This is a genomic window from Stygiolobus azoricus (genome assembly GCF_009729035.1).
Classification (GTDB): domain Archaea; phylum Thermoproteota; class Thermoprotei_A; order Sulfolobales; family Sulfolobaceae; genus Stygiolobus; species Stygiolobus azoricus.
Genome location: NZ_CP045483.1, coordinates 41,798 through 55,550 on the forward strand (window position 1 = coordinate 41,798; position 13,753 = coordinate 55,550).

Here is a 13,753-nt window from a genome sequence, read left to right on the forward strand (position 1 = left end):
ACAATCTCATCAGTGGGGTTTTAAAAAGTGTTGAGGCTGTTTATTGCATTAAAAATCCCTCAATTACCTAAAATAGCTGAGGCTCTCGAGGTTTTGAACAGAGTTGGGGGAGACGTTAAGCTCGTTGAGCCTTGGAACATTCACTTAACACTGGTCTTTCTCGGGGAGTTACCAGAAAACAAAGTAGACCTAATAAAGGACTCCATGAACGCCGTGTCTTTTAACTCTTTCAAAGTGAAGTTTTTCGGTACCGGGGCATTTCCTAATCTTAACAAGCCCAGAGTGTTATGGATAGGCTTAAGTGAAGGGGCAAGTGAACTCAGAAAGCTCAGGGGTGAACTATATAAACAGTTGGTATCAAGGGGAATAAGACCAGAGGACGAAAAAGAGTTCTCTCCACACCTCACTTTAGGAAGGATAAAAGGACCTAGAGGAGTTGTTAATCTGATTCAAATCCTAAACGAGTATGCAAGTACAGATTTCGGAGAAATTACCGTGGAGGAGATCACCCTCTTCAAAAGTACGTTAACTCCAAAAGGTCCCATTTACGATCCTTTATATAGTGTGAAGAGCGTTGATAGAAGATGAAGTACTGAAGATTATAAAGCCAGATGAGAGTGAAAAGCTAAGGCTAGAGAAGATATTGGGAGAGGTTTTAGAAAGACTCAAGGGCTATGAAGCCGAAGTCGAGGGCTCCTTTAGAAAAGGTACTTGGCTCAAAGGAGACACGGACTTAGACGTGTTTGTGTTCTTCCCTAAAGAGGTGGGAAAAGACTACTTGAAAGAGAAGGCAATAAAGGAGATCATCTCGCGTTTTTCGGACATGAAATATACGATAGCGTATGCTGAACACCCTTACCTTATGCTTTACATTGACGGTATAGAAGTCGACATAGTTCCAGCGTTGAAAATAAACTCTGGGAGTGAGGCTATAACAGCTGCAGACAGAACTCCATTCCACACAAGATATGTATTAGAACATCTAGACGATAGGGGAAAAGATGAGGTCAGGCTACTGAAGAGGTTTCTCAAAGGAATAGGGGCTTACGGCGCTGAAATAAAAGTACAAGGGTTCTCCGGCTACGTATCAGAGTTGTTAGTCATAAAGTATGGGAGTTTCAGAGAAGTACTAGAACAAGCGTCAAATTGGGTTAAACCACCGATAAAAATACACCTGATAGAGCCAGCGAAAGATTTCACAGAACCACTACAGATTCCCGACCCAGTAGATCCTAAAAGAAACGCTGCTTCGGCTGTGTCATTAGAAAAAGTAGCTCTGTTCTCGATCGCAGCTAGGTATTACTTGAGAGAGCCATCATTAGATTACTTCTTCCCCAAAGACTTGAAATACGATAAGATAAAGGGAGACGTAATACTAGCTAACGTCTTTATTGAAGAGAAGGTCGTAGAAGATATTATTTGGGGACAAGTCTGGAAGAATGTGGAAAAGATTAAGAATATACTAACAAGTGTGGGGTTTAAGGTAATTGATGTAAATGCATGGGGTAATGAGGAAAGGTTGACTATTGCAATCCAATTAGAGAGTAAGGATATTGGTAAGTATTATTTAAACGTAGGTCCTTTTTACTATCAACGGGAGAGTGTGGACAAGTTCATCAAAATGAACGAAAACGTATGGGTAGGAAAGGACGGTAGGCTCTACTCTATAAAGGAAAGAAAGGAGCACGACATTTTTGAGATACTCAAAAGGACTATCTCGTTCAAGCACAAGTTCAAACTTGAATTCGAGACCCTTAAGGAGGTGAAGGACGACCCGTGGTTACACCGTTTCCTGAGAAAGACGCCACCGTGGTTAAAGTAAGGGAAATAATCTACCCTTTTTACGATGAGAGGATAGAGACGGAGCTAAAAGAATACGGTATAACTGAGGTGTTCTCTTTCGGTAACGTTCAGTTAGGTAAGTACAAGATTATCGGTAAGGGAAAGACCGGAACTGTTGTCTATATAGGAGGAGGCAAGGTAGTGAAAATAAGGAGGGCTGACTCGCCGAAGGAAAGCCTTAAAATCGAAGGTAGGATTCAGGAGTTAGCTTACCCAGTAGCTCCTAAAGTACATTATTACGGTAATAACTTCATCGTTATGGATTACATTGACGGTAGGCACTTAGAACACAACGAGAAGGTAGAAGTGATCGTAAAGCTCCTAGAAGCAGCTAAAATCCTCGAGGATAAGAAGATAGAGCATGGAGAATTGGTGAGACCATACAAGAACGTTTTAGTTAGTGACAGAGTTTACGTTATTGATTACGATGACGCGACAATCAAAGAGAACCCAAAAAATGTCACCTCGATATTATCGTGGTTAAAAAGAGTTGATCTAGCACGTAAATACTCAAAAGGGGTACCTTTCGATCAAATAGTTAAAGAATTGCTGGAAGCTTTTTCCTAGATCTTATCGTTATATCTTCTAGAGCTGGCGCTGAGATCTCATGACCACACTTGGGACATTTTCCGCCATATATCAGCTTTATTTCTGATGGGGTTCTAACTCCGTAAAAGTCTTGTCCTACCTTTTCAAATTTATACAAAGTATACCCACAGTTCTTACATGTGTACTTTACCGGAATTTTTAGTCACCGGTATTTCCCTTAGTGGTCTATTAATATATTCGAAACGCCATGTCTTACTTTAGAATTTTTCGTACAATCTCTCTCTGTAATAAAATAACTAACTTGGGGAGAGTAAACCGAAAGTATTCGTATTATAAAAGTATTCATTTAAATATGAGAAATAGTCAAATTTTTAGTACTCAGAACTATAACATACATTGTGGGGCCGTAGTCTAGCTTGGACTAGGATGCCAGCCTGGGGTTAAAACCCCAACCACCAGTACGCTGGTGGTCCCGGGTTCAAATCCCGGCGGCCCCACTTTGAGGCTGTTATTTTTATCATATTTCAACTCACGCAATAATAGGCGTTAAAATATGCAACACTGATTTAGGTGAGATTATCACTTTTTATCATTTGGTCTTTTCTAATATAACAAGTACAATTACCAAAGATAATAAGAATAAACTTATGACAACTATTGCCGTTGTTATGTTTATACTTACATCCGTTATTGACGTGGTAGGTGGTGTTATACTTCGAATCAACGTGAAGTTACTATTAACGTAGGTCGATGTGGCATCAATTTGAGACATACTTGAATAATAGGCTATCTTTTCGACGTAAGGAGTAGACTCTTCTCCTGCATTAGCGGCGATTATTTTGATTACTAAATATCCGTCACTTAACGGTATTAATACTGACGTTTTCGTGGTATTTGCTACAAGAGTGTTGTTGACATAGACCAAATAGTATTGAGCGTATGGTGAAGGCGGCCAGCTGGCGTTTATGTAATTATTTACGATATTCACTACAACGTCTGGTACTTCGGGTTTTATGTAATAAGAGACCATTGCACTCGTTGTAGTGACACCGGCTTGATTTATAGCTTCTAAAGTTATGTTATAAATTCCGAAAGGTATTTTAAGTAATACTGAGTAATTAGTTAACGTAAGGTTTGCAACGACTTTAGTTCCAGAGGTCACAATAAGGATGAACTTTGAGGGTTGAGTTGAGTTCCATGATACCAATAAACCTTCAGCTAATTTACTAACAACGAAAATCACCGAAGCCTTCTCGACAGCGACAAATTCTACCTCTGCTTCACTACTGTTCCCTATCTGATTATAGGCTATAACCCCAACTTTGTAAACTACGCTTGGGGTTAAGTTAGTGAAAATATAAGACGTTATATTCCCTAAGTTTTTAGCAAACGTAATATTGCCACCCTCCAGGAAAAGATAATATCCGAGGATAGGGAAGCCACCGTTAAAAGTTGTTTTCCATGATACCGTAGCGTTTCTATCTCCTAACTTTATGTGAATTATCGGAGGGTTAGGAACGGAAAATGGGGTTAAGACTACTATCTGTGAGGATGTACCGTTACCTTGTTGGTTGAAAGGGATTATTTGGAAATAGTACTTTACCCCGTTAGTTAGGTTAGTGAAAGTATAAGAAGTAGAATAGGTCATAATAGACCCCTTCTGACCGTTGCTACTCCAATAATTTATGTAGTAACCAATAGAGTCGTTGTCAGACCACACGATCGTTGCAGTTTCGTTTCCTGCTGCATAATACACTATTTTAGGGGCTGGTGGTGGTAATAGAATTTCCACAGACTGGAACGCGTCTGTAGGTATTTGTGGTGGTAATAAAGCTCCTCCTACTATATACAACGTATTGCCTACTTGTACGTAACCACTATCCTCAGTAGGAACATTTTCAGTATATGTTGTATAATGCCATGTATTATTGTACAAATATGCAATAACGCCAGGCTGTATAATGCCGTAGTTAAAATAATAACCTCCTACAAAAAATAACGTGCCTTCGTAATAACCTACAGCCTCTTCCTCAATACCTGAAGCTAATGAGGGTAATTGTACCCACGAATTATTGAAGGGGAAATACTCGTAAACTGATGCAGTAGTTGAGGCATATCCAACATATCCTCCTACTACGAATAACACTGACCCGTTGAAGAAATAACCAAAGTTAGAGAGGGGCTGGGGAGTCTTTCCTATTATTCTCCAACTTCCATCTGAAAACGAGTAGACTTGAATAAGATTTGAGGGTGGAGACAAACTAAGTCCAGTGAAATTAGCTCCACCTACTACATAGAGCTGATTATCGTAAACGATCACTCCCTCGTCGTAAACGGGCCGTGGCATAGAGTTAGAGACTATTACCCACTGATCTCCCTGAAGTTTCAATATGCCCCCGAATATCCCAGATATGTTAAGCCCTCCCACTACATAAATACTTCCATTATATACTACAGCCCTAGCACCTATTAAAGGGAAAGGTAGACTAGGTCCTTGAGTCCACCTCCCGTGTGAGTAAATAAATACCGCTGAAGAGTATGAGGGACCTTGTGTCATTCCTCCTATAACATATATTGAATTGTTGAAGTAAACCACAGCCGGATCTTGAACTGCAATAGGCAAGCTAGGGAGGTCTTGGCACCTAAAGCCCACGTCAGAATGGGTTATAATAGTCATAGATATTATTGGTATCAACAGTGAGAGAATTAAAAGAAAGGTTACTGGTCGTTTCCGCATTACTCATTATATATTATCATGCTAATAATAAAATCACCCGTAAATTCCTGAGTTAAAACATATAATAAAGAGAATTTAGGTCTTACTTAAGCTTAAAAGATTTTAGAAATGATATAGTAAGTTAAATTCTGCATTGCCATTGCTAATTTTAAGAAATATGGATCTATTATTAATCTAGAAGAGACATATATTTCCCTCTTTCCAGATCTAATAGCTTTAACAACAGCATTTGCTACTTTTTCCGGTTCAACTGCATATTTATCGAATATTGTGTTCTTAGCATTTTTAAACGAAGGGTGTGAAGTGAAATTCGTTTTTACTGGCCCAGGATAAACACCACTTACCTTAACGTTATACTTCCTCATTTCAGCCCATAAGGCATTAGTGAAATGGGCTAGAGCCGCTTTTGATGCGGAATAAACTATGAGTTTAGGAGAGGCAACGTAAGCAGCCTCTGATACTATATTTACGATTGCTCCTTCTCTTCTCTTAACCATATCCGGTAGAACTGCCTTTGTAAAATAAATAGGGGCAAGAAATAATGTTCTGACCATATATTCCTCTTCCTCTAAAGAGGTCTCCAAGAAAGAACCATAAACCCCAAAACCAGCATTGTTTACTAAAACGTCTATTTTCCCGAACTTCTCCTTTACTTCTTTGACGACCCTAAAGTCTTCATCCTTATTGCTCACATCTATTTGGTATTTCACATCACCCACATCTGGTTGACTTCTAGATATGGAGATAACAGTATAACCTAGTTGTTTTAGTTTAATTACAGTAGCCTTACCTATTCCCTTACTTGCTCCCGTAACGATCGCTATTTTCCGTTCTTCCACACTGATACTTTAAAGGTTAAGATGAAAAACTTTTACCTAAATTTTCAAGTTAAACGCATTCCTAAAGTTATTCTGTATAATTTTTGATAACTCCTCTACATCTATATCCTTAAGCTGTGCCACGAATTGGATAGTGCTAATTATATCAGTAGGCTCTAGGAGCTTTCCCTTATATTCATAACCACCATCGCTTTCCGTTAGTAGGATCTCCACTGGAGCTTTTTCGATAAGCCTTCTGTGCTTCTGTTGAAACGTCACCGAAGGGTTAACGGTTAAGTAAAAACCAGCACCTTCAATGTCTTTCAGTAAGTCCTCTGGTCCTGAATACCAGTGGAATATTGCCCTCTTAACGCCTCCATTAATTACTACGTTGAATGCTTCCCTCCACGCGTCTAAAGCATGAACATTAATCAACTTATCACTCTCAGCTGCCTTTCTCACAAAGAAAGTAAAATAGGAGAGCTGTAACTCCTTACTTGCTTTCGCAAATCTGTAATCCAACCCTACCTCTCCTATAAAATCCGCTTTATCTATTAATTCTTCGATTTTCTCTAACTTTTCTTCATGAACTTTCCAAGGATGGATACCCACTCCAGTGAGTACGTTTTCTGACTTTAACGACAACGTTTCAACAGAAGAGGCATAATCCATGGATACTGCTGCAATCATAAATCCTTCATACTTTTTCTTAAGGTAGGAGTAATGGCAATGAGCGTCATAAAAACGCACTGCCTTCATAATTTAGATTGCGAAGATAAGGGATAAATACCTAACTTGTATAAGAATACATTGTAACGTTTAGGTCTAGCTCTGAGGAGATGTTAAATATTTTAACTTCTAACGGTGATGAGATGTTGTATGCTTTAAAGTCCGAAAGCTTTACTCCCGTCTTGTTGTAGATTACATTTCCATCACTTATGTTTATTATTTCAATAGAGAAAGGCCCTTGAGAGTATGAGTGGATTTCTACGTTATACACTCCTGATAACGGGTTTACTTTGTATACGTATGTGAAATTGGAAGAGTTCGAATATAGTAAGAGAGTGAAACTCTTCTCGAGGAAGTGAGAATACCTGACTTCAGTTAAATTGTTAATAATTGTCATATACGTAGACACCTTTGAGGGTAGTGATATGACTAGTTTATCTCCAATTACTTTTATGAAATGAAAGTATATACCAAAAGCTGTTAGCGAGGTTAAAATAACTAAGGTTATTCCAATTACTTTTCCTATCATGAAAAAATTGGTTAAGCATGAATAGTTTATAAGTTAGACTTCACCTTATTACCAGCTTGATGCCATCTAATTAAGGAAAACGATTAATAAAGATGCATACCCCATTATCATCCGTTTGTCCCTACACTTTCATTTTATTCATTTTATGTATCAAGTGTAGGGACTCAGCCCTCAACCACCTACCAAGCTTAACAGTAGGTGGGTCATGGGACTCCTTCGAGCCAAAAGGCATTTGCTCACATCTCCGTGTAAGCCTGCAAGGCTTGGTGCAGTTCCAACATCGCCCAACTGGGTTTGGGCATCTCGTTCAAATTAATTCAGGATAAACGAACATAAAAGATTTCTATTATTACGAAAAAGGATTCAGCCCTCATATCGGCTATCCTACCGAAAACGTAACCGCCAATTACCCTGAATATCAGACTTAAGGCAAATAGTAAAGTACTTGTCTCAGTATTAACTCCAAGGCATGTGGATAAGTCCGTGTAAACGTAAGTGATTATCAGGAGATCGTATACATTACCAGCCCATGCGAAGACCGATTGTTGAGTGAATCCATTTTTGCATGGTTATGCCTTTATTTATTGAAGTATTTTATTTTTAGAATTATAAAAATTGTAAACCATGTTTAAATATACAGTTACGCTTTATCTTTCTATTACCGATTAAAGATATATCTGACTAGCATAAAATTCGATACGTGGAGATTGTAAAAAAAGAACCAGCGATAGCCAATATTTCACAATTACTCCTATTCATCGCGATGGAATTTGACGGAAGTAACGCATACCTTGAGTATTACTATACGATTCCAGCACTCATACTACTATTCTTAAGCGGTGTACTCCTTATTAGTAATCTTAAAATTGATAATAAGAGAGCATATTATATAGCCCTTTCTGAATTATTTGCAGTTCCCGTAGTATATTTTGCAATAACTAGAAATGTAGTGTTCCTCATTCTTTACATACCTTTGCTCATAGGTTTTCATTACAAGTTATTGAAAAAAATAACCCTCATTCTATTATTCGGAATCTCCCTCCTATTTTTACCTGATAGAACCTTTTTTGGTACTGACGAAATTATGATAGGTTACTATTCTGCTTATTTGTTTATTCATCATCTAAACCCTTATAATTACTCTCTGACTTCTGATGTTTATTCATTCTATAATTTAACCTATGCCAAATATTTAATTGGAACCCCTTATACTACAGGAGGTTTTGTCACAAATCTAAATTACCCTTCACTTTTCTTCCTCATAGAGATTCCGACAGTTATACTAAATATATCACCAAATTATGAAATTCTCATTTTTTACTTGTTAACAGGAGTTTTAATGTATTTAAATACCGATGAACTAACTTTTTTACTTTTCATATCTATATATTTACTAAATTATAACTATCTTTTTTATTCTCTAGGTGGAGTGGATGATATTATCTGGGTATTTTTTGTGCTATTATCTATGACTGTGAAAAACGTGAAGTTGAAAGGAGTTCTTTACGGGTTATCAATTTCGTATAAGCAAGATCCATTAATCATACTTCCATTTTACTTGTTACATCTAGGTAAAGACAGGATTAAATTCTTATTGTTCGCAGGAGTTACTTTTCTATTAATTAATGCATATTTCATTTACCTGTCTCCATTTTTATTCTTGAATGACTTGCTGACCCCCCTAAAGGGAGGATTGATACAAATCGGCTACGGAATAGACGTAATTTCTATAACTGGGTTATATTACCTGTACCCGACTTTTTTCGCAATTGCCTCAATTCTGATACTAGTTGTTGGGTTATTGACTCATAAAAGATGGTACGGTGTAGTATATTTGTCATTCTTGTTCTTTTATAGGGTCTTATGGAATTACTTAATGTATTGGCCATTATTTTCTTATGTAAACTCCTTCGAAAATAACAAACTCCTTTCCTTAAATACGAAGAAAGTCAGAAGAGTACTCTTTGCTTTGACAATTTTAATTCTTCTCACATTAGGTATCTATTTCCATTTTAATTTTCTTTATTACCAAAATTCAATTCACATGAAAGTCATCAAAGTTTTCGAGAAAGATGGTTACGTGTTTGCGTTCCTTTTAAACGTATCATTCTACGGTAATGGATTAATCCTACCCCACTTCAGGATACTCCAAGACTCTCCTACAATATCTGCCAACGGACTTTTATGGTGTTCTAATTCAACTATTTTGAAGAAGGGAGGGTCAGAGATTGTATACGTGTATGCCCCATATAATTTTCTCTATATAAATATAAATAATACAAAAACCATTGAAATAAATGCATATTATTCAAATTATCAGGGATACGAACTATTAAACTTTTAAACTTGCTTATAAGCAAAAATTAATTTTTGTTCTTAATCTATAAATTTATCCTAATTTTTGCTTAAAATTTCATAATATTATAACTAGAGAGTATTGGAAAAATCATATATAGTATAATACTATCAACGATTCATGAGCCGGATTGAATAATAAGGCTATGATAACTTTTATGATATTTCTCTCTCTAGGAATGATGGCGCTAAGTGTAATCATTTACTACAACGTAGGAACGTATGTTTACGTAGGAAATTACAATGGTTGGCCATTATATTGGTACTTCCCGTTCATGCCTTCAGTAGTATTCTCGATACTAGCATTCATTATTAGCATAGCCTTAATTTTCTTGTCCTTAAGGCCTAAAGAGAGCGTGTTTAAACTTTCCGTACTCGTTACTTTCTTATTTATTCTCATAAGCTTGTTAGTAGTCAGATTCGCTTTTGGCTTTACACCGGAAAAAATTATGTTAGAACTACCCTCTCCTACAGACGCACAGATGATACAGTTACTTGCAGCTAAGTCATTACTCGAGGGTCATAATCCATATACACAAGATTATGAAGCACAGATGCTTTCATCTTTAGCCCCTCAACAGTACACGTGGATCTTTAAACAAGGGACTAGTAATTATACACCTTCTAATATAATCGGTTTTGTCCACTGTTTTGATTACCTCCCTTCAGCCGCTCTATATTACCTACCTGCCGTAGCCTTCAGTATTCCGGCGAACGTGTATAATTCAGGTATCCTAGCCCTTAGTTCTGCTTTAATTTTCCATAAACTGAAAGGAAAAAACAAGATTCTCTTCTCGTTACTAATCTCATCGTTTATGTTCACGTATTTCGCTCCTCTTCTATTATATAGGAATACTCCAGGCTGGATAGTACCATTTATCGTGGCAATTCTCTTTCCGGAAAACCCCTTACTCTCTGGGATCATGCTTGCTTGGGCATCAACTTATAGGCTTTACGTGTTGATTTTCACCATATTTTACCTCATTTTGCTCTGGAAGGAGGGATATAACGTAAAAAGTGTGCTGAAATATGGTTTAATCACCGCCGTAGTCTTAGATCTTCCTTTTATCCTACTTAATCCTCAGGCATTCTGGAGGGATAACTTACTCCCTTTCATAGCAAATTTTAGGCCTTATGACGGAGGTCCTGGACTAATTTCTTTGTCCTATTTAGGGATAGACGTTACAAAGGCATGGTCTTTCGTCGGTTTAATCATAACTTTAGTTATCGGCTTGATCTTATCCTTAAGGTATTATAATACGCTGAGATACGCCATTCTGGTCTTTCCTATAATATCATTTTTCTTTTATTATAGACCTTTACCGTCTTATTATATGTACTTCTTGCCGTTGATATTATTAGCTTACGTATTCATTGTGGAGAGAGGAGAGCTATCACTGGACTTACCGGAGTTAGCTTTAACAAGAATCTCTGCCTACTCTGTCATCTTAGGGTTATTATCTATAGTATACATGTACGGAGTCTACACCTTTGGATTAATCTCTAATATACAAATTGCTTTTGCTCTTTTTGCCTTATTCATTAGCAGTCCTTTAGTGGTATACTTCCGAAACCTAATTTTCAAGATCTCTCCGTATTTGCTGTTCGTAATCATCCTCTCCTTATCAACTTTAGTCCTATTACTCATACCTTCTGAACTTCACGGTACGAATTTCATAGTAATGGGGCACGGCTACATGGGGGACGCAATGCTACTCCCTGATCTGGCTTCTCAAAGTATAATAAACGGTGTAAATCCTTACATTTGTAATTATTCACAAGAAATGAATTCCTTACCTTATTTCGGTTCACTTTATGAAGTATTTCAATACTCTAACAACGATGTTATTAACATTTCACAATTACATGCATCTAAGGTTTTTACACCCTATTATACACCTAATGGGACTTACTATTATTATGGCCTACCCACCCAAAACGTAACTTTTTATGATTACCCTCCGGTAACTGCGTTATTCCTAGTTCCAGCCCATCTATTTAATATACCTATAAGCTTGTGGGAACTCTTACTTTACGTAATTGCTGTTTCCTTAATTTTCTTAAAGTTCGTGAGGAGAGGAGATTGGGAGAAAGCATTAATCTTAACTTTAATCCTAATGTCAGGATATTTCGTCTCATCTTACGGATTCGTGTTTCTAGTGGACTCCAATTCGTGGATAGTTTTAATAATTCTGGGCTTGACATTCTACGAGTCCCCTTTAATTTTCGGATTGTTTACTGGGATGGCTGTAGATTCAATTCCCCAAGCTATACTACTCTTTCCTTACCTGCTCATCTACTTAAACACTAAATTCGGCAGGAACTACGTAAAGCGCTTTCTAATTACTTCAATAGCTATCTCGACATTAATACTCTTACCTTTCGTTATAACCTATCCTAAGTCACTCTATCTCATGTTATTTCCAGTCCTTGCTAAATTACCAATGGTTGGCATAGGTATAGTTACAATAATAGGTATTTTCGTCTTTCATACGATCTGGCCTTTACCTCTATTCAAGCCTATACCTTACATTACGTTGGCTATAACGTTAATATTCACCTACATTTTTAGGAAGAGGTTAGAGGAGGTCAGCTTAATGATTCCCATATACGTGATATTGACTTTTACCAGAAGTTACCCAGAATATTTAATATATTATCCATATATTGCATTCCTTGTTTGGCTAACAACTGAGGAAATAACAAGGAAATATAAAATAAAAGTTGGATAAAAAACTTCAGGTAGCTAAGGGCTTTACTTTTTCCCTTCTCTCCACAACGAACTTGTAGTTTTTAGTGAACATAGAACCCAACAATGTAAGCAACATCATCGTGAAACCGAATAAGGCAATGTAATTAAATGCGGTAGATGATGGTACATATCCCATTACTAGTATGTGATTATTAATCATGAAAATTATAGGGACTTGATATGATTGCATTAGACTAGTAGCGACGACGGGACCTGCTGCTCCTCCTATCGTCCTTAGTAGAGTGTTCATGCCCATTCCAGTAGTTCTATACTGGTCAGGTAGTGATAAAGCTACCATATTTACTAGTGGGAGTATTACCGCTACAAGTCCTAAAGATGATAAGAAGCCGTCAAGTAAAACTTCTTGTGGCGTAGCCCTATAAGTCATTAGCAAGATGTAAGCTATCATTGTGAGCAAACTACCTGTGACCAATAGAGGTTTAGGACCTATTTTAGGCATCATCCTGCCGAAAATAGGTCCGAATATAACCATACCTAACGCTACCGGAGACATCAATAGACCTGACTGTATTATTGAAAGACCTAGACCGTTAGGTTGGGGAAGTTGTGCATAATAAACAAGAAATATAAACACAGTGAACATACCCACACCGGATATTAATCCCACAATGTTAGCTACAGCGAAATTCCTTATCGTAAATAAGTCCAGTTTGAGTAACGGTTCTTTAGCTCTCATTTCGTAAAGAATAAAAGTCGTATAGAATACGAATGATAATAGAAGAAGTATCAAGTTTTCAGGATTTTCCCATCCCAATGTAGGTATCTCCGTTATGTATACGAGTAACATTACCGTCCCAAGTCCTATTAGAGATGCTCCTACATAATCAACTGCTTCTTTAATTCTATTCCCGGTATGAGGCAAGTACTTTAATGATATTACGAAGATTATCAGTGACAAAATAGCCGCTGTGTGGAAAGCATAAGGCCAACCAAGATCCTCTACCACATAAGACCCTATTAGGAGACCTAGGGCAGGTCCTATACCAATAGTTGCACTTAGAATAGATTGTGCGAATGCTACCTTTTCTTTAGGGAATAAATCAGTCACTATTGCTATGGCAATGGGGAACATGGAAAATCCTACACCTTGTATAGCCCTAGCCCCTATAAGAACCCAAATATTAGGCGAAAACCCTGCAATAAAAACAGCAACTATGTAGAAACCTATTGCTATTATATACATTTTCTTCTTCCCATAAGTATCGGCTAACTTACCCATTAAGGGAGAAGTGGCTGCGGCAACAATCATATAAGCAGAGGTTATCCAGCCTGCCAGAGTAGTGGAGATAGAGAAATCTTGTTCAATAGTGGGTAATGCTGGTATTACCATCGTCTCGACGTAATTAACAATTAAAAGCATAGCTGATAGAATAAGAAGAGTCCTAGATCTGATGTCCATAAAAATGGAGTCTGAGTGTCAA

11 protein-coding genes and 1 tRNA gene are annotated in these 13,753 nt (G+C 37.3%); 6 read left to right on the forward strand and 6 right to left on the reverse strand.

Translation table 11 applies throughout. From position 1 onward, the window contains the following. Nucleotides 1-30 precede the first annotated feature (30 nt). From thpR to D1868_RS00275, 3 genes are read left to right on the forward strand one after another with little or no spacing between them, the layout of a single operon-like run. Nucleotides 31-588, forward strand: coding sequence for an RNA 2',3'-cyclic phosphodiesterase (gene thpR, locus D1868_RS00265; RefSeq protein WP_196770284.1), 558 nt, complete (start codon nt 31-33; stop codon nt 586-588). Then, complete coding sequence (gene cca, locus D1868_RS00270) at nt 575-1,822, forward strand: CCA tRNA nucleotidyltransferase (protein ID WP_156004766.1); 1,248 nt, start codon at nt 575-577, stop codon at nt 1,820-1,822. Before thpR ends, cca begins: the two co-directional genes overlap by 14 nt. Beyond that, nucleotides 1,810-2,409 (forward strand): serine/threonine protein kinase, encoded by a 600-nt coding sequence (locus D1868_RS00275; protein ID WP_156007896.1) that lies wholly within the window; start codon nt 1,810-1,812, stop codon nt 2,407-2,409. The genes cca and D1868_RS00275 overlap by 13 nt, the downstream gene beginning before the upstream one ends. On the opposite strand, the gene D1868_RS10870 is transcribed toward D1868_RS00275, so the two are convergent. Continuing rightward, nucleotides 2,381-2,548: a hypothetical protein gene (locus D1868_RS10870; protein WP_196770251.1), complete on the reverse strand. Its 168-nt coding sequence runs from the start codon at nt 2,546-2,548 to the stop codon at nt 2,381-2,383. The two genes, D1868_RS00275 and D1868_RS10870, sit on opposite strands and share 29 nt — an antisense overlap. Before the next feature lie 243 nt (nt 2,549-2,791). On the opposite strand from D1868_RS10870, the gene D1868_RS00280 reads away from it, so the two are divergent. Further along, a tRNA-Pro gene (locus D1868_RS00280) sits at nt 2,792-2,888 on the forward strand. 92 nt (nt 2,889-2,980) lie between these two features. Here the strand turns inward: D1868_RS00280 and D1868_RS00285 are convergent. The 4 genes from D1868_RS00285 to D1868_RS00300 form a co-directional block, all read right to left on the reverse strand. Next, nucleotides 2,981-5,128: a fibronectin type III domain-containing protein gene (locus D1868_RS00285; protein WP_156004767.1), complete on the reverse strand. Its 2,148-nt coding sequence runs from the start codon at nt 5,126-5,128 to the stop codon at nt 2,981-2,983. Between the two features lie 92 nt (nt 5,129-5,220). Then, complete coding sequence (locus D1868_RS00290) at nt 5,221-5,967, reverse strand: SDR family NAD(P)-dependent oxidoreductase (protein ID WP_156004768.1); 747 nt, start codon at nt 5,965-5,967, stop codon at nt 5,221-5,223. 36 nt (nt 5,968-6,003) lie between these two features. After that, nucleotides 6,004-6,705 carry a TatD family hydrolase gene (locus D1868_RS00295; RefSeq protein WP_156004769.1) on the reverse strand — a complete coding sequence of 234 codons (702 nt, stop codon included), beginning with the start codon at nt 6,703-6,705 and terminating at the stop codon, nt 6,004-6,006. Nucleotides 6,706-6,736: 31 nt separating this feature from the next. After that, the gene (locus tag D1868_RS00300) at nt 6,737-7,204 is read right to left on the reverse strand and encodes a hypothetical protein (RefSeq protein WP_156004770.1); all 468 of its coding nucleotides are present in this window, start codon (nt 7,202-7,204) and stop codon (nt 6,737-6,739) included. Nucleotides 7,205-7,904: 700 nt separating this feature from the next. Here D1868_RS00300 and D1868_RS00305 point away from each other — a divergent pair. After that, entirely contained in the window at nt 7,905-9,548 is a 1,644-nt protein-coding gene (locus D1868_RS00305) for a hypothetical protein (protein WP_156004771.1), read from the forward strand. A 142-nt stretch (nt 9,549-9,690) separates the two neighbouring features. Then, complete coding sequence (locus D1868_RS00310; protein ID WP_156004772.1) at nt 9,691-12,291, forward strand: hypothetical protein; 2,601 nt, start codon at nt 9,691-9,693, stop codon at nt 12,289-12,291. Between the two features lie 6 nt (nt 12,292-12,297). Here D1868_RS00310 and D1868_RS00315 read toward each other — a convergent pair whose 3' ends face one another. Then, entirely contained in the window at nt 12,298-13,731 is a 1,434-nt protein-coding gene (locus tag D1868_RS00315; protein ID WP_156004773.1) for an MFS transporter, read from the reverse strand. Between the last annotated feature and the right edge of the window lie 22 nt (nt 13,732-13,753).

What these genes read in the sequence shown, in the direction of transcription:
- D1868_RS00285 (WP_156004767.1), bottom strand. Translation starts at nt 5,128, where the DNA reads ATGCGGAAACGACCAGTAACCTTTCTTTTAATTCTCTCACTGTTGATA.
- D1868_RS00295 (WP_156004769.1), bottom strand. Translation starts at nt 6,705, where the DNA reads ATGAAGGCAGTGCGTTTTTATGACGCTCATTGCCATTACTCCTACCTT.
- D1868_RS00300 (WP_156004770.1), bottom strand. Translation starts at nt 7,204, where the DNA reads ATGATAGGAAAAGTAATTGGAATAACCTTAGTTATTTTAACCTCGCTA.
- D1868_RS00315 (WP_156004773.1), bottom strand. Translation starts at nt 13,731, where the DNA reads ATGGACATCAGATCTAGGACTCTTCTTATTCTATCAGCTATGCTTTTA.